21 protein-coding genes, 1 tRNA gene and 1 pseudogene are annotated in these 23,464 nt (G+C 61.4%); 10 read left to right on the forward strand and 13 right to left on the reverse strand.

The features are described 5' to 3' along the window. Positions 1 to 51 precede the first annotated feature (51 nt). From EB235_RS02785 to EB235_RS02800, 4 genes are all read left to right on the forward strand, one after another. The gene (locus EB235_RS02785; RefSeq protein ID WP_032925792.1) at positions 52 to 1,062 is read left to right on the forward strand and encodes an ABC transporter permease; all 1,011 of its coding nucleotides are present in this window, start codon (positions 52 to 54) and stop codon (positions 1,060 to 1,062) included. A 62-nt stretch (positions 1,063 to 1,124) separates the two neighbouring features. Next, positions 1,125 to 2,099 (forward strand): sugar ABC transporter substrate-binding protein, encoded by a 975-nt coding sequence (locus EB235_RS02790; RefSeq protein ID WP_027032470.1) that lies wholly within the window; start codon positions 1,125 to 1,127, stop codon positions 2,097 to 2,099. Between the two features lie 54 nt (positions 2,100 to 2,153). Then, positions 2,154 to 3,716 (forward strand): sugar ABC transporter ATP-binding protein, encoded by a 1,563-nt coding sequence (locus EB235_RS02795; protein ID WP_027032469.1) that lies wholly within the window; start codon positions 2,154 to 2,156, stop codon positions 3,714 to 3,716. After that, positions 3,713 to 4,474 carry an SDR family NAD(P)-dependent oxidoreductase gene (locus tag EB235_RS02800; RefSeq protein WP_027032468.1) on the forward strand — a complete coding sequence of 254 codons (762 nt, stop codon included), beginning with the start codon at positions 3,713 to 3,715 and terminating at the stop codon, positions 4,472 to 4,474. Before EB235_RS02795 ends, EB235_RS02800 begins: the two co-directional genes overlap by 4 nt. Here the strand turns inward: EB235_RS02800 and EB235_RS02805 are convergent. The 6 genes from EB235_RS02805 to EB235_RS02830 all read right to left on the reverse strand — a co-directional run bounded on the left by EB235_RS02805 (position 4,471) and on the right by EB235_RS02830 (position 10,554). Then, on the reverse strand, positions 4,471 to 5,370 hold the full coding sequence (locus tag EB235_RS02805; protein ID WP_027032467.1) for an aldose 1-epimerase: 900 nt from the start codon (positions 5,368 to 5,370) through the stop codon (positions 4,471 to 4,473). The genes EB235_RS02800 and EB235_RS02805 overlap by 4 nt on opposite strands. Beyond that, the gene (locus EB235_RS02810; RefSeq protein WP_245268874.1) at positions 5,354 to 5,950 is read right to left on the reverse strand and encodes an SDR family oxidoreductase; all 597 of its coding nucleotides are present in this window, start codon (positions 5,948 to 5,950) and stop codon (positions 5,354 to 5,356) included. The genes EB235_RS02805 and EB235_RS02810 overlap by 17 nt, the downstream gene beginning before the upstream one ends. Beyond that, positions 5,947 to 6,726 carry an SDR family NAD(P)-dependent oxidoreductase gene (locus tag EB235_RS02815; protein ID WP_027032465.1) on the reverse strand — a complete coding sequence of 260 codons (780 nt, stop codon included), beginning with the start codon at positions 6,724 to 6,726 and terminating at the stop codon, positions 5,947 to 5,949. The genes EB235_RS02810 and EB235_RS02815 overlap by 4 nt, the downstream gene beginning before the upstream one ends. Positions 6,727 to 6,811: 85 nt before the next feature. Beyond that, a complete protein-coding gene (locus tag EB235_RS02820; RefSeq protein WP_027032464.1) occupies positions 6,812 to 7,807 on the reverse strand; it encodes an ABC transporter permease in 996 nt (331 codons plus the stop codon). A 50-nt stretch (positions 7,808 to 7,857) separates the two neighbouring features. Further along, the gene (locus tag EB235_RS02825) at positions 7,858 to 9,396 is read right to left on the reverse strand and encodes a sugar ABC transporter ATP-binding protein (RefSeq protein WP_027032463.1); all 1,539 of its coding nucleotides are present in this window, start codon (positions 9,394 to 9,396) and stop codon (positions 7,858 to 7,860) included. Positions 9,397 to 9,591: 195 nt separating this feature from the next. Beyond that, on the reverse strand, positions 9,592 to 10,554 hold the full coding sequence (locus EB235_RS02830) for a sugar-binding protein (protein ID WP_027032462.1): 963 nt from the start codon (positions 10,552 to 10,554) through the stop codon (positions 9,592 to 9,594). Positions 10,555 to 11,162: 608 nt separating this feature from the next. Between EB235_RS02830 and EB235_RS02835 the strand changes: the two genes are divergently transcribed. Further along, on the forward strand, positions 11,163 to 12,269 hold the full coding sequence (locus EB235_RS02835; protein ID WP_027032461.1) for a LacI family DNA-binding transcriptional regulator: 1,107 nt from the start codon (positions 11,163 to 11,165) through the stop codon (positions 12,267 to 12,269). 40 nt (positions 12,270 to 12,309) lie between these two features. On the opposite strand, the gene EB235_RS02840 is transcribed toward EB235_RS02835, so the two are convergent. Further along, the gene (locus EB235_RS02840) at positions 12,310 to 13,650 is read right to left on the reverse strand and encodes an MFS transporter (RefSeq protein WP_432431182.1); all 1,341 of its coding nucleotides are present in this window, start codon (positions 13,648 to 13,650) and stop codon (positions 12,310 to 12,312) included. A gap of 233 nt (positions 13,651 to 13,883) precedes the next feature. Between EB235_RS02840 and EB235_RS02845 the strand changes: the two genes are divergently transcribed. Then, complete coding sequence (locus EB235_RS02845) at positions 13,884 to 14,480, forward strand: hypothetical protein (RefSeq protein ID WP_051429747.1); 597 nt, start codon at positions 13,884 to 13,886, stop codon at positions 14,478 to 14,480. A gap of 52 nt (positions 14,481 to 14,532) precedes the next feature. Next, a pseudogene (locus EB235_RS02850) lies at positions 14,533 to 14,840 on the forward strand (substrate-binding domain-containing protein); the annotation flags it as partial. A gap of 42 nt (positions 14,841 to 14,882) precedes the next feature. Here the strand turns inward: EB235_RS02850 and EB235_RS02855 are convergent. The 4 genes from EB235_RS02855 to EB235_RS02870 are packed head-to-tail and all read right to left on the reverse strand — an operon-like array spanning position 14,883 to position 18,427. After that, positions 14,883 to 15,599 carry a hypothetical protein gene (locus EB235_RS02855; protein WP_027032458.1) on the reverse strand — a complete coding sequence of 239 codons (717 nt, stop codon included), beginning with the start codon at positions 15,597 to 15,599 and terminating at the stop codon, positions 14,883 to 14,885. Next, on the reverse strand, positions 15,596 to 16,345 hold the full coding sequence (locus EB235_RS02860; RefSeq protein ID WP_027032457.1) for a hypothetical protein: 750 nt from the start codon (positions 16,343 to 16,345) through the stop codon (positions 15,596 to 15,598). Before EB235_RS02860 ends, EB235_RS02855 begins: the two co-directional genes overlap by 4 nt. Next, complete coding sequence (locus EB235_RS02865) at positions 16,338 to 18,206, reverse strand: hypothetical protein (RefSeq protein WP_155256453.1); 1,869 nt, start codon at positions 18,204 to 18,206, stop codon at positions 16,338 to 16,340. The genes EB235_RS02860 and EB235_RS02865 overlap by 8 nt, the downstream gene beginning before the upstream one ends. Next, positions 18,206 to 18,427: a hypothetical protein gene (locus EB235_RS02870; protein ID WP_027032455.1), complete on the reverse strand. Its 222-nt coding sequence runs from the start codon at positions 18,425 to 18,427 to the stop codon at positions 18,206 to 18,208. Before EB235_RS02870 ends, EB235_RS02865 begins: the two co-directional genes overlap by 1 nt. A 298-nt stretch (positions 18,428 to 18,725) precedes the next feature. On the opposite strand from EB235_RS02870, the gene dcm reads away from it, so the two are divergent. From dcm to EB235_RS02885, 3 genes are read left to right on the forward strand one after another with little or no spacing between them, the layout of a single operon-like run. Further along, positions 18,726 to 19,970, forward strand: a complete 1,245-nt coding sequence (dcm, locus tag EB235_RS02875) for a DNA (cytosine-5-)-methyltransferase (protein ID WP_027032454.1) — start codon at positions 18,726 to 18,728, stop codon at positions 19,968 to 19,970. Continuing rightward, entirely contained in the window at positions 19,963 to 20,418 is a 456-nt protein-coding gene (locus EB235_RS02880; protein WP_027032453.1) for a very short patch repair endonuclease, read from the forward strand. The genes dcm and EB235_RS02880 overlap by 8 nt, the downstream gene beginning before the upstream one ends. Next, positions 20,415 to 21,818, forward strand: a complete 1,404-nt coding sequence (locus EB235_RS02885; RefSeq protein ID WP_032925789.1) for a type II restriction endonuclease — start codon at positions 20,415 to 20,417, stop codon at positions 21,816 to 21,818. Before EB235_RS02880 ends, EB235_RS02885 begins: the two co-directional genes overlap by 4 nt. A gap of 92 nt (positions 21,819 to 21,910) precedes the next feature. Here the strand turns inward: EB235_RS02885 and EB235_RS02890 are convergent. Beyond that, a tRNA-Arg gene (locus EB235_RS02890) sits at positions 21,911 to 21,987 on the reverse strand. Between the two features lie 274 nt (positions 21,988 to 22,261). After that, entirely contained in the window at positions 22,262 to 23,188 is a 927-nt protein-coding gene (locus EB235_RS02895; protein WP_027032452.1) for a DUF1003 domain-containing protein, read from the reverse strand. Positions 23,189 to 23,464 lie beyond the last annotated feature (276 nt).

Below are 23,464 nucleotides of genomic sequence, written 5' to 3' on the forward strand. Positions count from 1 at the left end.
TGCATGTGCCGGCCGCAAGAGCTGGCAACAGGCGCCGTCAGGGAGGTAAGGATGAACAGCGCGGCCGAGGTGAGCTCGCCGCCGCGGGACGCGAAATCGTTCCGACGGCGATTGATCAGCTTCATCGCCGTCGGCGAAGTCGGCGTGCTGGCGGCGATGGCCCTGCTGATCGCCTTCTTCTGGCTGCTTGAGCCGGCCTTCCTGTCGGAGCGCAACATCCGCGCCATTCTCAACGTCGTCTCCTTTGTCGGCATCATCGCCATTGGCCAGACCATCCTACTGGTCGCCGGCGAGTTCGACCTGTCGGTCGGCTCGGTCGCCGGCCTGTCCGCCGTGGTCGCCGGCAAGCTGATGACCGCCGCCGCCCTGCCGGTATCGATCGCCATTCTCGGCGGCATCGGCGTCGGCGCCCTGATCGGCCTCCTCAACGGGCTGATCGTCGTCCGGCTCGGCATTCCCGCCTTCATCCAGACGCTCGGCATGCTGTTCATCGGCCAGGGCCTGATCCAGGTGGTGACAGGCGGCTATCCCGTCTACCCACTGCCGGATGCGATCAATGATATTGGCGGCACCGATCTCGTCTTCGGTCTCGGCTGGAGTTTTGCCTTCTTCATCATCGCGGCCGTGGTTGCCGACTTCGTGCTGCGGCGCACAGTGCTTGGGCGCAACATGTATGCCACCGGCGGCAACAAGGAAGTGGCGCACCTCGTCGGCATCAACACCAATGCCTACAAGATCGGCGCCTTCATCACCGTCGGCGCGCTGTCGGCGATCGCCGGCATGTTCGTCATGGCCGATCTCGGCAGCGGCGGCACCTCGATTGGCAGCGGCTGGGAACTGACCGTCATCGCCGGTGTCGTGGTCGGCGGCGTCAGCCTGTTCGGCGGCGCCGGCACGGTGGCCGGCGGTGTTGTCGGCATCCTTTTGCTGAAAATCGTGCAGAGCGGCCTCGTGGTCATCGGCGTCAACTCCAACTGGCAGCAGATCGCGGTCGGCGTGATCATGGTGATGGCCGTCGGCCTCGACATCGTGCGTCGCCGATACTTCATCGCCGGGGCCTGAGACTCACGAGAGAACAGTGATATTGCGCCGGCAAAAAGCCGGCGAACCAAGGGAGGTAAGGCATGAAAATCCATTTGAAAAAGCGGCTGATCCGCGCCGCGTTGGCGGCGGCGGTGGTTGCAACATCGCTGGGCTCGGTTGGTCTTGCCAAGGCAGCCGACATTCACCTGCTCTGGGTGCAGGCCATGAAAGATCATCCCGTGCACCGGCTGATGCAGGCTGGCTTCCTCAACAAATGCAAGGAGCTTGGCTACACCTGCGAAGTCGTCGGCGACCCGAGTGCGACCAACTGGGACATACCCGCGACGCTGCCGCTGGCCGAAGCCGCGCTCGCCCGCACCAAATATGACGCCATCGGTGTCTATGGGGTCGATCCGGCGATCTTTTCCTACATCACCAAGCTCGCCAGGGAAGGCTTCCCGATCGTCACCTGGCATGTCCTGCCGCCCGAAGGCACCGTCAAGGGCTTGAAGGCGGCGACCGGCGAAAACATCGCCGAGGTCGGCGCCAATGCGGCAATCGCCATCGGCGACAAGCTCGGCGGCAAGGGTACCGTGGCGCTGACGCAAGGTGCCTCCAACGACACGGAGAACGCCATGTCGGATGCCTTCCGCAAGACCATTGCGGCGAAGTATCCCGGCATCAAGGTGCTCGATACGCAGATGGAAGGTTTTGAGCCTTCGGCGGCGGAAGCCAAGGCGGTGGCGATCCTGCAAGGCAATCCTGATGTGACCGCCGCCTTCGGCACCACCGGCAACAGCATTCAGACCTGGTCGGGCGCTGCCCGCAAGGCCGGGCGCGACGTCGTCATCATCGGCATGGATTACATCAGGCAGAACCTCGATCTGGTGAAATCGGGCGCCGCCTACGGCATCGTCGCACAGCCTCTCTACGAGGAGAGCGCCAAGGTGGCCGAATTGCTGGGCGATCTCGCCCAGGGCAAGACCGTGCCCTACAGCAATCCGTTACCGGCCAAGGTGATAACCGCCGCCGATCTCGCCCCCTATTACAAGATGCTCGACGGCGCCGGCCAGTAACGCCCGCCGCCGGGTCCGCGCTTTGCGGACCCGGCGCCCTTCCGGGGAATCATCGTGTCTGAAACCACCCAAGAGCCGCTGTTCTCAGCAACCGGAATCGTCAAGAGTTTTGGCGGTGTGCAGGCATTGCGCGGCGTGGATTTCGATGTGATCCCGGGCGAGATCCACGCTTTGCTGGGCCAGAACGGCGCCGGCAAGTCGACGCTGGTCAAGATCCTCAACGGCGTGCATCCGGCCGGCTCCTACAGCGGCACGATCCAACTCGACGGCCAGGACGTCAGTTTCGCCTCCCCGGCCGATGCGCGGTCGAGCGGTGTCGGCTACGTGCCGCAGGAAATCGAGGTGCTCGAACAGCTTTCGGTCGCCGAGAATGTCTTCGCCGGCCGCACCGGGCTGGGCGCCGGCATGCTGGTGTACCAACGGAAACTCGAGCAGCGCGCCGGCGAGATCTTTGCCGACCTCGGCATCGACATCAATCCCAGGGCCTATGTCGCGTCGCTGACCTCGGCGCAGCGCCATCTGGTGATGATCGCGCGTGCCATCGTCATGAAGCCCCGCGTCCTGATGCTGGACGAGCCAACCGCCTCGCTTTCCGGAACGGAGGTCGATGCCCTGTTCAGCGTGCTGCGCCGTCTCAAGGCGCAGGGCGTGGCGATGATCTACATCACCCACCGCCTGCCCGAAGTGCTAGCCATCTGCGACCGCGCCACCGTGCTGCGTGACGGGCAGGTGGCGGTGCGCATCGCGCGTGAGGACTTCGATGCCGAGACCTTCATCTTCTCGATGTCGGGCCAGAGGTTGCAGCGGCTGTTTCCGGAACACGCCGCGCCCGTTGGTGCACCGACCGCGCTGGAGGTTCGCCATCTCACGGTCGCCGGCCACAGCGGCGCCGTTCATGGTGCGAAAGACATCAACCTGTCCGTGGCCGCGGGCGAGATCGTCGGGCTGGCAGGGTTGCTTGGCTCCGGTCGCAGTGAGATCCTTCACGGCATCTACGGCCGCGTGCCTGCCGAAGGTGAAATCCGCGTCATGGATCAGCCTGTACAGGTAAGGTCCCCAGCCGATGCCCGCGCGGCCGGCATTGCGCTGTTGACCGAGGACCGCAAGCGCGACGGCCTGCTGTTCAACCTGCCGGTCGGCGCCAACATCACCATCGGCAATCTGGCGCCTTTGTCGCGGCACGGCATGGTGCGCGGCGGGCTGGAGCGCAGCTCCATCCACGGCGCCATGCGCGCGCTCAACGTCAAGGCATCGTCGCCGCAAGCCTCAGTGACCCACCTGTCGGGCGGCAACCAGCAGAAGCTGCTGTTCGCCCGCGTGCTGATGCGGGCGCCGAAGGTGCTGCTGCTCGACGAACCGACCAAGGGCGTCGATGCGGCAACCCGGCACGAAATCTACCGGCTCGTCGTCGAACTCGCCGAGAAAGGCGTGGCCTTGCTCATCGTCGCGTCGGAACTCGAAGAACTGATCGGCCTTTGCGACCGTTGCCTCGTCGTGGCCGATGGCCGCATCGTCGATGAATTCAACCGTGGCGACGGTGGCGAGGACCGCGTGTTGCGTTCGGTGACAGCGGCGCAGGCAGAACGCCACGCCATGGCTGCACAGGCTTCGTCATGATATTCGCCGGCAAACGTATTTTTATCACCGGGGCCGCGACAGGCATCGGTCGCGCGACAGCGGAGTACCTTGTTGCCGCGGGCGCGATGGTGTTCGGCGCCGGGCTGGATGGCGATGAGGGAAGGACGCTCGCCAGCCGCTATGACGAGAGCCAGTTGATCTTTCGCGAGAGCGACCTCACGCGTGAGGTCGAGGTGCAGGCAGCAGTGGCGGAGGCGACAAGGCGGCTTGGCGGGCTTGACGCGGTCGTCAACTGTGCCGGTATTTATCCTACCGGTAAGCGGCTTGAAGAGGTTTCCGACGAGGACTGGGAGAAAACCGTCGCTGTCAATCTGACCGCTATATTCCGCGTCTGCCGCGTGACCTTGCCGTTGCTGCGGGCAGCGGGCGGCGGCTCGATTGTCAACATCGCTTCCGTGCACGCCGACGCCACCGTCCCCGGCGTACCGGCCTATGCGGCGACCAAGGCGGCGGTCGTCGGCCTGTCGCGGCAGATGGCGCTCGACTATGCGGTCGACCGCATCCGCGTCAACGCCGTGCTGGTCGGCTCCGTCGCCACCCGCATGACGCTGGATGGGCTGGAAGCGGCCGGCGGTGCGGAAGCGCTGGGCCTGTCGTTCGAGCCCAACCGGATCGCCCGCATCGCCAACCCCTCCGAGATCGCCACGGCCATCGGCTTCCTGATCTCGGATGCCGCGTCCTTCGTCACCGGCAGCGCCATGCAGGTGGATGGTGGGCTGCTGGCGCGGCTGCTTTAAAGTTCGAGCTCGAAGGGCGTGAACGTAACTGTGCCGGCGGCGCTTTCGCCTGGAGCCAGCACGATCACGCCTTCTTCTGGATCATCCCACCGGCCGCGGTTGAATGCACCTGAGGCATTGGTTTGCGGCTCGACACAGAAGTATGGTTTGGTGGGATCGCCATAGAGCATCAGGTGCTTGAAGACTGGATCGGCCTTGATGCGCAGGCCTGCGCCGCGCGCTGGAAAGCGGATGGTCGCCTCGCCGCCCCAGCCGCCATAATCATTGTTGCGCCAGCCGTCCGGCAAGGGTCGATCCCCGGCGAAGTCCAGTTCAGGTGGCAGCGTGATCGGATCGCCGGAAAGGCCATCGGGTTCTTCGAGATAGAAGCGCCCGGCCCTGAACTGCACTGTCACGTCGGGGTCGCGGTCGAACCAGGGATGCAGGCCGAAGCCGAACGGCATTGGCATCGGCCCGGTGTTGGTCAGTGTCATGGCTACGCTGAGGCTCTCCTCGGAAACCAGGAAGGTCTGCGTCGCGCGGTAGGAATAGGGCTCGTCTCCAGCCACGATATCCAGCGCAAGGGTCGCCTTACCGGCCCCTGCCTCGGTGACTGTCCAGGCGTGTTGCCAGCCGCTGCCATGGACGTTGAATTTTTCCGGCGGATTGTTGGGCTGGACCCGCCAGCGTTTTGCCGCGAAATCGAAGGTGTTTCCGGCGATGCGGTTGGCATAAGGTGTCATCGGGAACATGGCGACGCCGAGCACATTGCCGGCTTTGCGATCGTCGTCCGATAGCCGGCGCATGAGGTCGATGCCGCGCCAACGCAGTGCACTGACGGAGCCGCCGATCTGCGGCACCAGCCCGACCTCGAGCGCTCCGGCCTTCAGTATCACCGGTTCAGAAATTGCGCCCATAGCCTGCCATCCATCCCCCGTCGACGCCCAGCATCTGGCCCGTCGTGTAGGTGTTGAGTGGATCGCAGAAGAACAGCACGGCCGCAACCGCTTCCTCGATGCTGCCGGCACGGGCGACCGGCGTGTGGCTGAGCATCGCCTTGTCGCCCGAGACCATGGTCTCATCCTCGATCGCACCCACGCCAACGGCATTGACCAGCACCTTGGGGCCGAACTCCATGGCCAACGTGCGCATGCCTGCAAGAATCGAAGCGTTCTCCATGGAAAAGCGCGGGTGGCGGCGCATCGGCATGCCGGCGGTGGCCGACAGCAGGAAGACGATGCGTCCGCTGCCGCGCTCGGTCATGGTCACCGCGGCCTTGCGCGCATCGGCATAGAGCGATCTCGGATCTCCGGCCACATTTCCCGGTCGCAACGGGCAGGACATCAGCAGAATGTCGGCTTGTCGCGCGTCGGAGCCCTCGACAAGAATGCCGCCATTGGCCAGCAACGCAGTGATCGCTGCTTCGGCGACCGGGTTGCTGTCGCCATCCAGCGCCACCGTTGCACGGTTGAGGTCGATTTCCATGGCTGCACTCACATCATGTATCCCGCCGTCCAGCCGCCATCGACAGCCAGAATTTGGCCGTTGACGTAGCTGGCAGCAGGTGAGGCCAGGAACAGCACGGTCTCGGCGATCTCCTGCGGCTCAGCCGGCCGGCCGAGCGGCACATGGGCGAGGAATTCCTGGGTCCGGCCGGCGAACTTGCCGTCCTCACCATAAAACAGCTTGGCCGTCAGCGCCGTCATCACCGAGCCCGGTGCGATGGCATTGGTCAGGATGCCCCTGGCCCCGAGTTCGATCGCCATCGAGCGTGTCAGATGGATGATGCCGGCCTTGGCGGCGACGAACGGGCTCTGCAGGCGCATGGCGGCAAGGCCGACGACGGAGGCAATGTTGACGATACGCCCGCCCTTGCCGGCGGCAAGCATCGGAGCCAGCGCGGCGCGGCTCATAGTGTAGAGGCCGTCGAGGTCGATGCCGGTGATGCGGTCCCATTCCTCGGCCGGGAATTCGTCGATGGTGACGCGGTGCGCCAGCGTGTTGACGCCGGCATTGTTGACGAGGATGTCGAGGCGGCCGTAGCGCTGCATGATCGCGGCGATGGTGCTATCGACCGAAGCGGTGTCACGGATGTCGGTGGCGCACGCCATGGCATTGCCCAAGCCGGCCGCGACCTGGCTTGCACCCTCGCCATTGATATCGGCAACAATGACGGCGGCACCATTGTCGGACAGGCGCCTGGCGATCGAACTGCCGATCGCCCCTGCCGCCCCTGTAACCAGCGCTACCTTGCCTCGCAAATCGCAGCGCATGCCTCGTCCGCCCCCGAACCAATTTCGGGTTATGCTATTATAATATTCTCAAGTCGCGAACAAGCAATTGCGGCGTATCGCGGCGTTATTCCGCCGCCGCACCGACAATGTTTTTGCGGGCCGCATCGATCATCAGGCGTCGCGCCCGGAACGCACCCCATTGCTGGTCGACCAGCACGCCGATCAGAATGACGCCACCCATCACCGCGAAGTTGAGGGAGGAGGGAATGCCGAGCAGATTGACGAGATTCTGCAACTCCTGCAGCAGCACGGTGCCCAGCACAACGCCAATCAGCGAGCCTTCGCCGCCACGCAGCGAGAAGCCGCCGAGCACGGCGGCGGCGATGGCGTAGAGCTCGTAGAACTGGCCATGGCTGGCCGGCGAGATCGAGCGCGTGTACATGGCGAAATAGATTGCCGACAACGCTGTCAGCACGCCGCAGATGACGTAAGCTGCCATGACGATACGGCCGGTGCGGATGCCCGAATATTTCGCCGCCTCCTCGTTCTTGCCGATGGCATAGAGATAGCGGCCGAACACCGAGCGGTGCAGCACCACCCACATGATGACGGCGATGATGATCAGCGCGATGAAGCTGTTGGGCACGCCATACGAGCGGCCGGCGGTGAGAAATTCCAGCTCCGGAAAATTCTGGCCGAAAGCAAAGCCCGCGGTGCCGTCGGCGGTATAGAAGCGCGCCACGCCGCGATAGATCAAAAGGCCGCACAGCGTCACGACAAAAGGCTGTAATTTCAGCCGCGTGATCAGCCAGCCATGCGCAAGACCGATGATGGCGCCGAGCACCAGGATGAGCACGAAGGCGATCGGCCAGCCCATGCCACGCGTGGCAATGAAGTCGATGAACAGCGTTCCGAGCAGAGCGACCACCGAGCCGACCGACAGTTCGATGCCGCCGGTGATGATGACGAAGGCCTGACCGATCGACAGGATGCCGAAGAGGCCGATCAGGTTCGAGGTGTTGGCGAGGTTGATCGGCAACAGGAAGCGCGGATTGATGATGGCGACGATTGCGCCCACCACCAGGATCAGGATCAGCAGGCCGAGATCTTTCTTGGTCATCGTCTTCTCCCAATGCCTGCCTGCGCTCTTCTAGCGACGCCGCGGCAAACCTATTTCGGCTGCTTGCCCACCGCCAGCAGCAGCACGTTTTCCTGGCTGAACTGATCCTTGTCGAGAATGCCCGAGATCTGGCCCTCATGCATGACGGCGATGCGGTCGGACACGCCGATCACCTCCTCCATGTCGCTGGAGATCATCAGCACGGCGACGCCGGCGTCAGCCAGCGCCCGCATCAGCCCGTAGATTTCGGCCTTGGCGCCGATGTCGATGCCGCGTGTCGGCTCGTCGAGGATCATCACCTTCGGGTTCATGGCCAGCCATTTGCCGAGCACGACCTTCTGCTGGTTGCCGCCCGACAGCGTGCCGGTGCGCGTCTGCACCGAAGGCGCCTTGATACCGAGATCCTTTTTCTGTTTCTCGGCAGTGGCGGTCTCCGCACTTGCGGACACCAACGAACGCTTCGCATGCGCCGGCAGGTTGGGCAGCGAAAGGTTCTGTGCGATCGACAGGTCGAGCAGGATGCCGGTCAGCTTGCGATCTTCCGGCACCAGGAAAATGCCGTGCGCGACGGCATCGGCGGCGGAGCCGAGCGCAAGCGGCTTGCCGTCGAGCTCGAGCGAGCCGGCAAGGCTTGAGTCAATGCCGAAGAAGACGCGTGCCAGTTCGGTGCGGCCGGAGCCGACCAGTCCGGCAAGGCCGAGGATTTCGCCGTGCATGACGTCGAGGGAGACCGGTCGGCTGGGATAGGCTGGCGTGCGGATGGCCTTGGCCGAAAGCGCCACCGCGCCGGGTGCCCGCGATGCCTCGGAGGCCTTCTCGCGCTCCTTCAGCATGCGGCCGATCATCAGCTTGACCATCTGGTCGTGATTGATGTCGCGCTTGCCCAGCGTGCCGGCCAGCATGCCGTCGCGCAGCACGACGACGCGGTCGGCGACGCGCTCGATCTCGTGCAGGCGGTGCGAAATGAAGATGACGCTGATGCCGTCGGCCTTCAACGCCTTGATGACGTCGAGCAATTTGTCGGTTTCGGCGAGCGGCAGGCTCGATGTCGGTTCGTCGAGGATCACCAGCCGCGCCTTGATCGACAGCGCCTTGGCGATCTCGACCATCTGCTGCTGAGCGAGCGACAGGTCGGCGACCTGCGTGTCGGGGGAGAAATTGGCGCCGACGCGCTTCAGCAGCGGCGCCACCATCTCCCGCAGCTTCGCGCGGTCGACGAGTTTCAGCGGTCCGGCACGCAGCGGTTCGCGGCCGAAAAAGATGTTGGCGGCGACATCGAGATTGTCGAACAGATTGAGTTCCTGGTGGACGAAGGCAATGCCCGAGCCCAGGCTGCCCTCAACCGTCAACCCTTTGTTGGCGGTGCCGTCGACCGTGATGGTGCCGGTATCCGGCGTGGTGACGCCGCCGAGGATCTTCATCAGGGTCGATTTGCCGGCGCCGTTTTCGCCGACGAGGCCGATCACCTCGCCCGGCCTGACGTCCATGGAAAAACCATCGAGCGCGACGACGCCCGGATAGGTCTTGCGCACGTTCTCAAGGCTGAGGAACGGGGTGGTGGTGGCGATGGATGTGTCGGAATAATTCATCATGCCTGACAGCGATTGGCGGGACAACTTCTGAGCATGATCTTGTCCGAAAACCGGTTCCCACTTTTCGCTGGCGCGGTCCTTCGGTTCGGGATCATGCTTGTGAACCCATCCGCAGACTGACGGTCCCAGCAGGCTTCGTCAATGCGAACAGCCGGCTCAAGCGAAGTTGAGCCGGCTGAACTGCCTGTGGTCTTAGTTTCCAGACATCGCCTTCAGATTGGCGGCATAGGCGTCGACGTCATCCTTGCCGATGATCTTGGTCGGGATGATGATCAGGTTGCCGGCCGGAATGCCCGACTTGTCGCCCTTGAGATAGGCAGCCATCAGCTTCATGCCCTGATAGGCCCATTCAAAGGGCTGCTGCACGACGGTGGCGGCAATGGTGCCTTCCTTGACGCCGCCCAGCGTGATCGGATCGTCATCGAAGCCGACGACCGTGATCGAGCCGAGCTTGCCGGCATCGCGCAGCGCTTCATAGATGCGCGGCGTGTTGTAGGAATAGAAGCCGACCATGCAGGTCACGTCGGGGCTGGCGACCAGCGCGTCCTCGACGTTCTTCTTGGCGCGGGCCTGGTCGATATCGTCGCCACGCACGTCGTCGAGCGTGATCTTGGTGCCGGCCAGACCATCCTTGAAGCCCTGGATGCGCTCCTTGGCATTGTCGGCGCCGAGCAGGCCGACGAAGCCGAGGCACTTGCCGCCATTGGGCATCGCCTTCTTGGCGATATCGGCCGCCTGCTTGCCGGCGTCGACGTTCGACGAGCCGATATAGGCGACACGCTTGGTCTGCGGGGCGTCGCTGTCGGTGGTGAACAGCGCTGTCTGCGAGGCGATCTTGTTCAGGCCATCGGTCGAGGTCTTGGGATCGACGGCCGAAACCATGATGCCCTTGACGCCGGCCGTCACCAGATCGTCCATCAGACGCTGCTGGATGGCGACCGAGGACTGCTCGGGATATTTGAGCTCAAGCGTGTAGCCAGGCAGTTCGCCCTGCGCCTTCTTGACGCCGGCTTCGGCCGCCTTCCAGAAATCGGAAGCGCCGTTGACGACGAAGGCCAGCGTCGGCTTGTCGTCGGCGCGCGCGATTGCCATGGCCGACAGGCCAAGCAGCAGCGCCGTGGCGGCTACGGATGCATTGCGTATCAAGGATTTCATGTTCAACCTCCCGTTTTGGTCCAGCCGTTCGGCTGACCGGTCTTGCTCACTAGAATTTCTGGCTCACTAGAATTTCTTGCTCACCTGATTTGCCGTTTGCAGCTTGGACGCCCTCCTCCTCAGGGTTCCCGGCACTGAAAGAATGGCGTCGCTCCAGCCACGATCACGGACTTTAGAGACTCATCCCTGTTTCGTAAATAGTCCGATTTGTCTGACATATCACATATCTGCTACAAGGTTAGCGGAGGCAATACCCGCTCGCCATCAGACCATTCACGAGCACTCCCGGATCCAACGACCCGGACGCGACGGATTGACGTTACAGCGCATTTTTGTATTAGTAAACAGTATTAGTTCCAGACCTGTATCCGGACATATCGCTGCGGCTTCGCAGCCGATATGCCCGACGACCCCAAGCCTCGACATAAGGCATTTCAGGCCCGAAAATCCGGATATTTCCTGGTATCCGGCGTGCAAGAGCAATGGACCTCGACGCTACTAATAGATATAAACTGCCCAGTGCTTTCTATAAATCGGCGCCGCCGCGTCATCTTGTCGATCCGGCAGGCTGCCGCTAGACAGGACCGGGGATTGGGGACACCAACGCAATGAGCGAAACCATCGAAACCGCGAAGCGCCGCAAGGCGCCGGCGAAGCCAAAGGGGCGGGTCACCATGACCGACATCGCCAGGGCCGCCGGCTGTTCGCAGGCGACCGTATCCTTCGTGCTCAACAATTCGCCAGGCATCCGGCTGTCGCAGCAGACCCGCAATCGGGTGGTCGAGGCGGCAAGGGCGCTGGGCTACAGCGCGCCTGCCTTCTCGGCGCTGCAGAAGCCCGTCGCTGCCTTCGAAGGTCCGGCCTTCGATGGACTTGACGGGGTGATCGGCTTTGCCGTCGACCAGCTCGCCACCAGCCCGGAGGCGGTGGTGGCCATCGAAGGCGCGCGCCAGGCCTCTTGGAATGCCGGCAACGTGCTGCTGGTGGCGCAGACCATGGGCGACGCCGTGATGGAGCCGCGCGCCATACAGGCGCTGACCAGGCGGGGTATTTCGGCGCTGATCTACATGACCATCTTCACCCGCGAGATCACGGCGCCCGACTTCCTCTACAGCCTCGACATTCCGGTGATCCTGCTCAACTGCTACACGGCGGACTACGCCTTCCCGGCCGTGGTGCCTTCAGAGATCGCCGGCGGCCAGAGCTCGACCCGCCATCTGATCAGCCACGGCCATCGCCGCATCGCCACCATCACCGGCGAGCCGTGGATGCAAGCGGCACAGGACCGGCTGAAGGGTTATCGGCGCGCGCTCGCCACCGCAGACATCCCGTTCGATGGAGAGTTGGTGGTCGAGGGTGACTGGTCGGCCAGCGCCGGCTATGCCGCAACCGTGAAGCTGTTGGCGCTGAAAGACCGCCCGACCGCCATCTTCTGCCAGAACGATCGCACCGCGATCGGCTGCTACGAAGCGCTGAAGGAGGCCGGCCTGCACATCCCGCAGGACATTTCCGTGGTCGGCTACGACGACGAGGAAATCGCCCGGCATTTGTTTCCGCCGCTGACCACCTCGATCCTGCCGCATATGGCGATGGGCCAATGGGCGATCGAACAACTCGAGGCGCCCTCGCCGCCCGGACGGGGGCGTTATCCCATCACCAAGCTCGAATGCCCGCTGGTTGAACGGGAGAGCGTGAGGGCGGTGAAAGCCGGCTGATTGCTACCGCCGACCGCTATCGCCCGCCTTGACGCCAGCGCTACCTGTCGATGTCGACATCCCTGGTCTCCTGCCCGATCAGCAGCGCGATCAGCGTCAGCACGGCCATCGCCGAGAGATAGACGCCGACCCAGAACGGGCTGCCGCCGCCCACGCGCCACAGCGCCACCGCGATGAACGGCGCGACGGCGGCGCCAAGGATCGAGGAGACATTGTAGGAGATGCCCGAGCCTGTATAGCGCACGCTGGCCGGGAACAGTTCCGGCAGCAGGGCGCCCATCGGCCCGAAGGTCATGCCCATCAGCGTGAAGCCGATGACGAGCCAGGCCATGACACCGGCGGTGCCCGCCGCCAGCATGGGAACCCAGAGCAAGCCGAAGACGATGATGCCGAGCGTGATCGCGATCAGCGTCTTGCGCCGTCCCCAGCGCTCCGCCCACGGGCCGGACACCAGGGTGAAGATGCCGAAGAACACCACGCCGATGATCATCATCAGCACGAAGGTCGTGTAGTCGTAGCCGAGGCCCGGAACCGCGCCCGTGGGTGCCGCCCGGCCATAGCTCAGCGAGAAGGTCGTCATCAGGTAGAACAGCACGTAGGTCGCCAGCATGTAGAAGGTGCCGAGGATCAGCTGCCGCCAATGCGTCTTCACCGCGGCCGCCAGCGGCACCTTCTTGACCTCGCCCTTGCGGACCGTGTTCTCGAAGGCAGCACTTTCAACCAGGCTGAGGCGCACCCACAGGCCGATGACGACCATGACGACCGAAAACAGGAACGGGATGCGCCATCCCCACGCCAGGAAGTCGAGCGAAGGTCGCGACGGATCGTCGGAAGGCAATGCGGCCGCGATGACCAGGAACAGCCCGTTGGCGATGATGAACCCGATGGGCGCGCCAAGCTGCGGAAACGTGCCATAGATCGCGCGCTTGCCCTTGGGCGCATTCTCCGTCGCGACCAGCGCCGCACCACTCCATTCGCCGCCAAGCGCGAAGCCTTGCGCCAGCCGCAGCAGCACCAGAAGTGCTGGCGCAAACCAGCCGGCCACCGGATAGGTTGGCAACAGCCCGATCAGGAACGTCGCGATGCCCATGGTGAGCAGCGCGCCGACAAGCGTGATCTTGCGCCCGCGCCTGTCGCCCAGATGGCCAAAGAAGATGGCGCCCAGCGGCCGCGCGATCATCGCCGCGCCGAACACGGCAAAGGAGGCCAGAAGTGCGGTCGTCTCATTGCCCGCCGGAAAGAACAGATGCGGGAACACCAGCACGGCGGCCGTGGCGTAGACATAGAAATCGTAGAATTCGATGGTGGTGCCGATCAGGCTGGCCAGGATGACACGCGAACGCGGATTGGCGGGACTGGCGGACGCTGCGGCGGCTGAGATGGACACTGGAACATACTCCGACGGGGCTGACGTCGCAGGCCCTGTTCTGTTGTCGACGAGGCCGAATGGGACCTCATCAAGATCGATGGGAGCGAAATAGGGGGCGTGCGCATCATTGGCAATGATGGATGGCCAACCAGACGCCGGGAAACGATCGGCCAGATTGTTGTGCAGGTTTGCGAGCAGGTAACCGGCCAGTATGCGGCCGGGTAATTGTCGTCCATACTCGGACCATGACGCGTCCAGGCTTGCGCTGTGTGCAGGTAGTCGCGGCTTTGCTGGCCGCAAGCTGCCTGCGCGCGCAAGCCGGCGGGATCTTCGAGACCGGAGCCTACTCGTTCTCCGACGAACTCGGCGGCTTCCGGATCCTTTCGGCCACCGGCACAGGAACCCGCGCCGACCCGATCGTGGTGACCGAGGAACTGGACACCGCCGACCCGGTGACGCTGACCATCCGCGCCACCAGGCCGATCCAGCCCTTCGGATCGGCGGGCAACTACGCGACCGGCTTCCTGCCGCTAAAAATCGTCACCCGCAACAACAGCGGCGACGCCTGGATCGAATTCGGCTTCGAGCTGCAGGCGATCATGAACAGGCCGAGCGACTATGGCGACGGCCTGTCCTTCGACCAGGCGCAGCGCGAGGACGACATGATCAAGTCCGACAGCTTCGCCGAATTCAAACGCGATTTTGAGCCCTATGACCGGCTGCTGTTCAGCAAAGGCAAGGTCGACCCGAGAGAGAGTGCTTCGTTTTCGTTTTTGGTGACGGACTTTTCGCCGAAGGACAGGTTTTATCTGGTGGAGGAGCCGAGGCTGCCTTCGTCGTAGGGGGTGGGACTGGATTTCTTGGGGGTCCTCATGATTCCGCCGCCCCGCCCTAACGGCCATCTTCTGCCAGAACGACCGCACCGCGATCGGCTGCTACGAGGCGCTTATGGAAGCCGGACTGCACATTCCGCAAGACATTCCGTGGTCGGCTACGACGACGAGGAGATCGCCCGGCACCTCTTCCCGCCGCTGATCACCTCGATCCTGCCGCTTATGGCGATGGGCTAATGGGCGATCGGGCAGTTCGAGGCGCCGGCGGCGCCGGGACGGGGTTATCCGATCACCAAGCTGGAGTGCCCGCTGCCCTCGGCAGCACTGGTGAGGCCGTCAGGACTTGAGCGCGCCACCCGTGAACAGTAGCAAGAAGCTAGCCATGGCTTGCTGCGCGAGCCCACGCCTCGATCATGCCGCCTCGGTCTTGTACTGGTCAAACTCCGGGGGTAGAAGCTCCAGAATTCTTTCCGTGGTCAGGTCTGTCATGTCCCATGTGACATCGAGTTGCTTGCGCACAGCGGCCAGTCTCCTCGGGATACCGGGCCCCTTTGTGAGCCCAGCACCGCGTTTGACGGTCCCATTCTCGTCACTAAAGTAGAGCACCCTTGCGACGCGCTGGAAATTGCTGCTGAACATGTCCTGCTGGCTGGTCAGCTGCTCTCTGATGTCAGGACCAGTTCTCGGTTTTCCGCAGATGAGGTGGTCCGCATCGTTGCCGAAAGCCGCGTAGAGAAGTGTAGGCATGCGAACCAAGTGACGCTGCGCCTTCTGCCAGTGATTAGGAGCGCTTGGATACCAGCGGTGGTATTCGAGGATTTTGCGAGCGCCATTCGTTATGGGAAATAGATTATCGAGAAGAACGAATGTCAGCCAGGCCCAGAGGCCGATATTGCCGACGAAATTCTGAGGCGAGTTTTTTTCAAAGCTCGCACAGATAGCGACCGCCATTTCCTTGGCCGTCGTAAACTCACCACCCGTGAAAGCGGTAGTCCCTTCGACAGGCGTCGCGTAGCGGCGATTGGACAGATCCAAAGCTTCCTCGGAAAGCTGGCGGGTCATCACCCGCTCGAACACCTGCAGTCCCTCGGGCGTGAGCTGGAACAGCGATTGATAAGTTGTGCTCATGATTTGTCCTCAGCGGGTGCTAGGGCAGCGCGCGCACCTGCCACGAAATTGTGCCGCGCCGCAAAGGCGTCCAGCAGTTCATCGATCCACTTTGTTTTCTCCTCATATGAAGCGCCGAAGGGCGGCTTTGTGTTCGGCAACAGTTCCATTACCCAAGTCATCCAGTCATCTTCCCAGCCGCCTTCGGGAGCTTCTCTGGATTCTAAGATCGCGCGCATGATCTCGGTGACGACGGCTGGCACAACACACGCACCGAAGACCGGATCAGTCCGGGCCCACAAGCCAGCATTAGGAATACTTTCATCGATGTACACGATCGGGGGCTCCTGATCGCGAATATCAAGCGACCACAGGCGTGGCGCGATTGGAGCCGCCTGAAACAGGAGAATGCCGTCAGGCTCTCCCCCTGATGTCAGGGTCCATTCACGGGTACTTCCCAGAAGCATGCCGTCGCGATCCTGTGCCCGATTGACGATGCGTACCTGACAGGATGGCGCCCTGAATACCTCACTATCGATATCGGCAACGGTTGCAGGCTTCGCAATCGTACCGAACGAAAGTACGCGGACCAGCTTGTTCTCCGTGAGCTTGACCCTGATCTCTGACGTCGCGGGAAACCCGCGCAAAGCAGCAGGATCAGATATGGCAAGGGTGCCGACGGGCCTGCCACCGAGTTCGCTGAAGCGGAAGTCGAAGGCAGCCTGCGCAAGCTGACGGCGACCGGTCAGGCGGATTGTCTTACGCATCCCGGAACCCTTTCACGTTAGTGATGAGTTCCCGGCGCACATCAAAGCCACGGATCTCGATCGCAAAATCGGGGCCGCAGTCGCGGACGGTCAAAACGTTCTTCTTGATCGCCAATGCACCGCTCGTCCCGTATCGTACGATAGGCATGCCGTTCAGTGCGAAGTCGTATTCACTCCATTTTGGCACGCGCGAGCCGTCCGCGTAGACGATCTCAGCGCGCATGTTGGCGGGCCAGCTTTTCTGATCAGGGTTGGCGCGCACGCGGAACCCGTCGGGTAGCTCATCAACGAGAAAGATGTTGGGCTGTTTTGGAAGTGATGGCGGTGGTGGCGGTGGCGGCACGCCGGGTTGCTTGTTACCGGTGCCACCCGGCTTGTTTGTCGTGTCCGGCGTGTGCTTCGGAATTGAAAAGTAGCCGCTGAACACGCTGGCGTCAGGCTGGGTTGCATCAGGCAGGACCGTCGCACGAAGCTCATCCATGAGGCGGCGGACGAAGCGTTTGACGATATAGCCATCAAGAAAACCATTCTCGACAAGCTTGGCACGCACTTCCTTGTTCTCGATCAGGCCGAGATGTGCCTTGCCCTCGCAGAAGTTCAGATAGGAGACCAGTTCTCCTTCGTTCGATTGAATGATCAGGTCGACCTCCGCCGCATGGCGCGCTTCGACTTCAGGCAGACTCATGCCTTCGCGAAAGAAGAGGTCAATCGACTTGCGCCCTTTTGGGGTGTGCGCGACCGCGGCACAAAGGCGTGAGACCGATTTCACACCGCGCCGGGTCAGCGGGACTTCGATGCCGATACAGAGGCGATCTCCCGCGACAAAGTCCTTACGCAAGCGCTCATGCTCCTCGGGAGAGAGAGCTTCTTCAACCCGTGCGGAGGGGCGGGTGATACTGATTACAAACGTTGGTTTATCCATTGAATGGCGGATCAGTTCGAGCTGGCGCGCTGGATCTTCGCGCATTGGGCCAACCGGAAATTCAGCAGTGACGCGCCGGGCCTGATCATCAATTGTCGAGTGGTTTATGATCTCATTGTCAACCTCGACGACGAGGCTGCACGAGATGATTGCCGGAGCGAAATGCTCGATTGCGGCGGCAATTATGGCATCGGGTGCGAGTGTTTGATGCGGAAACGGAATAACCAGCGAAAGTCCACTGGTGCCTGCGCCTGCATAGTCGGCGACAGAAAAGGCCTCTACAAGTTCTTGGACAAATTCCGGGTCATCATAAAGCTTGTAGATGCTGCCTGACGCGGCCTTGGCGAGGTAGGCATAGCTGCTTTTGAAATCATTGGCCATCATCCCCGGTTTAAGGAGACTCATGCCGCAAGCAGCCACCGATCCGTCCCCAGCGCGTCTTGTGATACCTATGACCGTACTGATACCCGACGCAATCAGGAAGGTGATGCGTCCAATGCCACGCCCGCCTCGCCCCGCACCGCTCTTGTTCGAGATGCCGAAATTCATCCAGTAGTTCCAGAAGTCACTGATGCGGCTACCGAGATCTCCATTCAGACCGGACGTATTGCTATCTTCCACAACGAGCCATGACATCCGGCCTGTTTTCCATTCGTCTGGCCAAGCAAGTCCGCACAGCTGTTTGTGGCGAATAAGATCGCCAAGGAAATCAGCGCGCGAGCCTACGGCTCCTTCATAAAAGCCGAAGCGCACGTGCACCGGTTGGGTCTTGTCTAGCCTCGCATCCAAGCTGTTCTGGATTGCCTCACGCACAAATGTCTGGACGTGCGGAAATTTCTCCGAGTCGAAAATCTCGGTATCGAGCCCATAATTGACGGCCGTGGCGCCCATAGTAGGCCACTGCCATTCGCGCAGGGATGCAGCGGACGAGTTTACCATCAGAGCTTGAACTCCCCGCTTGCGCCCTCGCCGTCTTTCGTGAAACGACCTTTCGCACCGTCGAGTGCCTTCTGAAGAGCGCCGAAAATCTTGCGCACATCAGCGTCGGTGAATTCGTAGGCCGCCTTGTTCGACAGATTACCTATCAGTTGCAGGTCTTTAAGGGCCTTGCCGACGCGGGCTTCGGCAAGGTCCACAAACTTTTGTCTTTTGTCGCGCATGGAACTGCTCCTTTACGCACATAGATAGAATCTCTATCAAATTTTTGCAACGTTCCTTTGCAATATTCTTCGTACATTTTTAAAATGTAGTCGACGAGAGCGCCTTTCGAGCAGATTCCGATGCCAGCAAAACTGCGGCCGCCCTAGGACTGAGCGCCGCTCCATGTCAGAAGTTTATATGGAAACATGTCTTTGAATCTCCTGTGGATTTAATCCCCGCCTTTGTATTTGTTCTCTTTATGTTCCTATGACATCATGTCATAAATGTTCCCAGCGATTCTGTACCTAGGAGCCACCCATGCATACATTCTCGGAACTCCGACAAAAGGCCGGCCTGACCATCCCGGAGGCTGCGCGGTGTGTGGGGTTTGACGAGCGCACGGTTTACCGGTGGGAAAGCGGTGAGACCTCGCCACGCAAGTCGGCCATTGAACTGCTGCGGATCATGGCCGATAGCCGGATCGACAATCACGCATCCTCGTTTTCGTTTATCGATCTGTTTGCCGGCATCGGTGGTTTACGCCGTGGTTTCGAGACGATCGGTGGGAAGTGTGTGTTCACGTCCGAATGGGATCGTTTCAGCCAGGAGACATACCGGGCCAACTATCCGATGGATCATGAACTGGCGGGCGACATTACAAAGATAGAGGCGGATGATATTCCGGAGCACGATGTGCTGCTTGCAGGCTTTCCCTGCCAGCCCTTCTCGCTCGCGGGCGTATCAAAAAAGAACTCACTCGGTCGAGCCCATGGATTCCAGTGCGACATGCAAGGCACGCTGTTTTTCGACGTTGCGCGCATTATCGCGCATCATCGCCCGAAGGCTTTCCTTCTCGAGAACGTGAAGAACCTGAAGAGTCATGACAAGGGGCGCACGTTCGATGTGATCATGAAGACGCTCCGGGAGGATTTGGGCTATCAGGTTCACACGCGCATCGTCGATGCGCGCTCATGGGTGCCGCAACACAGGGAGCGTATTTTCCTGGTGGGTTTCCGTGAGGAGAATGAGTTCAACCTAGACAACCTGAAGCTGCCCGATGCCGCGTCTGGCCCGCGTCTGTCTTCCATCTTGCATCCGGAGGACGGATCAGAAGTAGCGGACGGGCACTTTATCGAAGGCAATCAGGGCAAGGTTTCGCCACGTTATACGCTGTCAGGTCACCTTTGGGGTTATCTTCAGGATTACGCAGAAAAACACCGCCTGAAGGGCAATGGATTTGGCTTCGGGCTGGTTGGACCCGGTGATGTGGCCCGCACGCTTTCGGCGCGCTATCACAAGGACGGGTCTGAGATACTGGTCAAGCAAAAGCAAAAGAACCCCCGTCGCCTGACGCCGCGCGAATGTGCAAGACTCATGGGATTCGATAAACCGGGCCAACAGGAATTCAAGATTCCGGTTTCAGATACGCAGGCCTATCGCCAGTTCGGCAACGCGGTTGTTGTCCCCGTTGTGGAAGCGATGGCGCGGCATATGGCGCCTTTTCTTCAGACAGCGATGGAAAAAGACACCGCTGGCCACAGGAAGGTAAAGGCTGTTGCCTGATGTTGTAGACCAGCAAACCCGCAGCCGGATGATGTCGGGCATCAGGGGCAAGAATACTCAGCCCGAGCTGGCGATCAGGCGCGGGCTTCATGCCATGGGCTTTCGCTTCCGCTTGCATGCTGCTGACGTGGCCGGCAAACCAGATCTGGTTCTGGCGCGTTTTCATGCGGCCATTTTTGTAAATGGCTGCTTCTGGCACCAACATGATTGTCATCTTTTTAAAATGCCTTCCACACGGCCAGAGTTCTGGCTGAAAAAGATCTCCGCCAATGTCGCTCGCGACCAAGCCGTGCGCGCCGCATTGGCGGAAAGTGGATGGCGCCAGATGGTCGTGTGGGAATGCGCTCTCAAGGGGCGAACGCGCCTTCAGCTTGACGCGGTGCTGCAACGGATCGGGGAGTGGCTTAAGGGGAGCGAGCAAACAGGAGAAATCAGAGGGACGGCATGATCACACAGACAGGATTTGCATTTCAACAGTCAGGTGCCGATGCCGATCTTCTGACGAGGCTGCTGGAAAAGGCCGACCTCGTTTTGATCAAAAAGCTTTCAAACAATGATCGCCAATGGGCACACGAGAAGATTGATGACGACGGGCGCGTCATCCCGGGCAAGCGCAAGAACAATCAAGCCGGCGTCTATATTCCTCACGAACAGCGTGATAGCGGATTCTTCCCGCCGCTTCAGGTAAAGGATCGCGCAGGAGCAGATGGTGATGAAATTCGGGAAGTATTTTTCCGCACCGTATGGCCACAGTCCGGAGTTGAGGAACGGGAGGATACCCGCCTCGTCCATTATACAAGGAAGGGACAGGAAACTCACCTCACGCGGGTACCGAAGCCGGCCTTTGCCGACCTTCTGCCTGCCTCCTTTCTGGTCATGGGCCGCATGAATGACAGAAAGGAAACGTTCTTCGAATGCTTGACCATCGACTCGGACAGCGATGAAGCAACGCTTCTGGCCGATATTCTCAATCTTCAACCTGATTTCCTGATTGACATTTTCGAGCCGAACGAACGCAAGAAAGCGGAGCTCGAACGTATCCTGGACTTTGCTGAGCAGGTGATCGCAGCCTGGCTTGCCGGGAACATTACGAGCTTCGCGCACGACAACGCTTCGATGCCGCCGACCATCGACCTAGCACGCATGGCGCGCAATTCCTTTCTCAGCAAATACAGGCTGGAGACGATCAATCCGTTCAAACTGGAAGCGCCAGGAGATGTCCTGCGCGAAATCAGCCGCATGATCGAGTGGGATCTGTTTCGCGAATACCAGCGCCGCGAGCGATCGGTCGAACTGGTCAGGCTGGTGCTGGGGGATGAACCGAAGGAAGTCGGCGCCAGTGCAATCATTCGCAAATTGATTGACGAACTTCCGTCAATTGATGCGCTGATGCTCTCAGCTAGCCAGCAGCGAAAGTCGCGGGCGGGCTATTCGTACGAGCATCATATCGAGGCGATGCTGGGCGATGGAAATATCCCGTTCGAAAAACAGGTGATCCTGGCCTCGAAAAAGCGACCGGATTTCATCTTGCCATCACTGGCGTTCATTGACAGCGGCAAAGCCGGCTCTGAAACCGGCCTGATCCTCAGCGCGAAAACAACGCTGCGTGAGCGCTGGAAACAGGTCGAGCGCGAGAAGGGATCACGTCCGCTATTCCTGACCACCGTCGATGAAAACATCGCCGGCAGCGTGATCGAGGATATGGCGTCAATCGGCGTATCGTTAGTGATCCCTGAGAGTCTTCGGAAAGCAAAGGAGACCGAGTACGATGGCCACTCCAACGTGCTGAGCTTTCGCGATTTCTGCGAAAATGCCGTACGACCACATTTGACTAACTGGACCGCCTGACGCTGCTGCGCCCTAGTGATCCACCGGCAATGTTTGTCACTTGCGTGAAAGCGGAGGCTCCGGGAGGCTCCTCAGCCAAGTAGTGAAAGGCTTGGCGCACCCGACAGGATTCGAACCTGTGACCTCTGCCTTCGGAGGGCAGCGCTCTATCCAGCTGAGCTACGGGTGCTTTCAGGATCAGCTATCCGGAAAACGAACCAGCCGGTGAACCGGCAAGTCACGGCTTCTTAGCGGAAGCCGGCGCGGGCTTCAACGGGCAATTGGCGATTGGCTGTGCAGCCAGCTCGTGAGGGGGCGAGTTGGTATTCTCACAGGTGCGGGCAATTGCAGATGGCGCTCCCCTATCCGTCTCGGCTTCGCCGAGCCACCTTGCCGGGGGCGAGCCACGGGTCTCGCCCGTCCTTCGGACCCCACTTCGTGGGGCGAGGAACCCAAGCCGCTCACTACCCCGCCTCACCCTTCACCGTCCTCCGTCTCGCCCCGCGCACCGTCCGCTTGGCCTTCTTCGCGCCCGCCAGCTCCTGCATGGCCTCGAGCTGCATCTGCTGCATCTCGGCCAGGCGTGTCCATTGGCGGGAGATGAGGTAGTCGAGTTTTTCGTGCAGGTGGCGCACTTCGAGCTCGGCCTTGAGGTTGACGCGGTATTCGTTGAAGGAGCGCAGGCGGTCTTTCACCTCCTGGCGCTTCTGGCTCATCATGATGATCGGCGCCTGGATGGCGGCGATGCAGGAGAGCAGCAGGTTGAGCAGGATGAAGGGATAGGGGTCGAAGCCGCCACCCATGCCCTCGAACAGGTTGATGCCGATCCAGACCAGCAGCACGCTGGCAAACGAGATCAGGAACCACCAGCTGCCGCCGAAGGCGGCCATATTGTCGGAGACGCGGTCGGGGAACGTGCGGTGCTCCTCGAACTCCTCCTCCGAGTTTTCGGAAATCGTGTCTTGCCTGGCGATCGATTCCACCACCTGGCGGTCGAGCTCGGAGAATTCGCCGTGCTCCTGCTGCAGCAGCTCCTCCATGTAACGCATGCGGTAGCGGCCGAGCTCCTCGCGGCTGACGCGGGCGCCCTTGGGCAGGTCCGGATGATCGGACCGAATGCGGTCGGCGAGGCTCGGGCGCAGCGTGTCGATGCGCACCAGGTCGCGCTTGCGGAATTTGCGGCCCGAGATCGCCGACGGTTTTTTCCTCGGCTTTACCCGCGACGCGCCGGGGGCTGATGGTTCGGAGTCCGGCACTTCGGGCGTGTCGAAATGCTCGTCCGAAACCTCGTGCAGATCCTCCTGCGCGATCGGCGCCTCGAAATATTCGCCGCCGCTGTCGTTCTCATTGTCCGCCGCCTTCTGGTCGGCTGCCTTGGGAACGGTGCTCATGGTGCTGGCTCCTGCTGTGGCGCTAAGGTGTGCTGATATTCAGGTGAGGCCGGCCTGCAAACGGCGGCTTCCTGCGCTTCCGGTGCTCACGTACGAAAAGTACGCTCCGCTCGTCGCAAGAGCGACCCCGAAAACCACCTTGTTTGGTCGCTTCGCGCCCGTCTTCGACTCCGGCTCGGCCTGACCTGAATCTCAACACACCTTGGCCTCTTGCCTTCTCGCAATTCCTACAGAAAACTTTCTACATCTCCAGGAACTGCCCCAGGCGAGACGATA

Origin of the sequence: Mesorhizobium loti R88b (assembly GCF_013170845.1) — a bacterium.
Taxonomy (GTDB): Bacteria; Pseudomonadota; Alphaproteobacteria; order Rhizobiales; family Rhizobiaceae; genus Mesorhizobium; species Mesorhizobium loti_B.

Coding starts and splice junctions, on each gene's coding strand:
- EB235_RS02790 (WP_027032470.1), top strand. CDS start 1,125: ATGAAAATCCATTTGAAAAAGCGGCTGATCCGCGCCGCGTTGGCGGCG.
- EB235_RS02860 (WP_027032457.1), bottom strand. CDS start 16,345: ATGCGTAAGACAATCCGCCTGACCGGTCGCCGTCAGCTTGCGCAGGCT.
- dcm (WP_027032454.1), top strand. CDS start 18,726: ATGCATACATTCTCGGAACTCCGACAAAAGGCCGGCCTGACCATCCCG.
- EB235_RS02820 (WP_027032464.1), bottom strand. CDS start 7,807: ATGACCAAGAAAGATCTCGGCCTGCTGATCCTGATCCTGGTGGTGGGC.
- EB235_RS02785 (WP_032925792.1), top strand. CDS start 52: ATGAACAGCGCGGCCGAGGTGAGCTCGCCGCCGCGGGACGCGAAATCG.
- EB235_RS02825 (WP_027032463.1), bottom strand. CDS start 9,396: ATGAATTATTCCGACACATCCATCGCCACCACCACCCCGTTCCTCAGC.
- EB235_RS02815 (WP_027032465.1), bottom strand. CDS start 6,726: ATGCGCTGCGATTTGCGAGGCAAGGTAGCGCTGGTTACAGGGGCGGCA.
- EB235_RS02865 (WP_155256453.1), bottom strand. CDS start 18,206: ATGGTAAACTCGTCCGCTGCATCCCTGCGCGAATGGCAGTGGCCTACT.
- EB235_RS02885 (WP_032925789.1), top strand. CDS start 20,415: ATGATCACACAGACAGGATTTGCATTTCAACAGTCAGGTGCCGATGCC.
- EB235_RS02835 (WP_027032461.1), top strand. CDS start 11,163: ATGAGCGAAACCATCGAAACCGCGAAGCGCCGCAAGGCGCCGGCGAAG.
- EB235_RS02870 (WP_027032455.1), bottom strand. CDS start 18,427: ATGCGCGACAAAAGACAAAAGTTTGTGGACCTTGCCGAAGCCCGCGTC.
- EB235_RS02895 (WP_027032452.1), bottom strand. CDS start 23,188: ATGAGCACCGTTCCCAAGGCAGCCGACCAGAAGGCGGCGGACAATGAG.
- EB235_RS02830 (WP_027032462.1), bottom strand. CDS start 10,554: ATGAAATCCTTGATACGCAATGCATCCGTAGCCGCCACGGCGCTGCTG.
- EB235_RS02800 (WP_027032468.1), top strand. CDS start 3,713: ATGATATTCGCCGGCAAACGTATTTTTATCACCGGGGCCGCGACAGGC.
- EB235_RS02805 (WP_027032467.1), bottom strand. CDS start 5,370: ATGGGCGCAATTTCTGAACCGGTGATACTGAAGGCCGGAGCGCTCGAG.
- EB235_RS02855 (WP_027032458.1), bottom strand. CDS start 15,599: ATGAGCACAACTTATCAATCGCTGTTCCAGCTCACGCCCGAGGGACTG.
- EB235_RS02845 (WP_051429747.1), top strand. CDS start 13,884: ATGACGCGTCCAGGCTTGCGCTGTGTGCAGGTAGTCGCGGCTTTGCTG.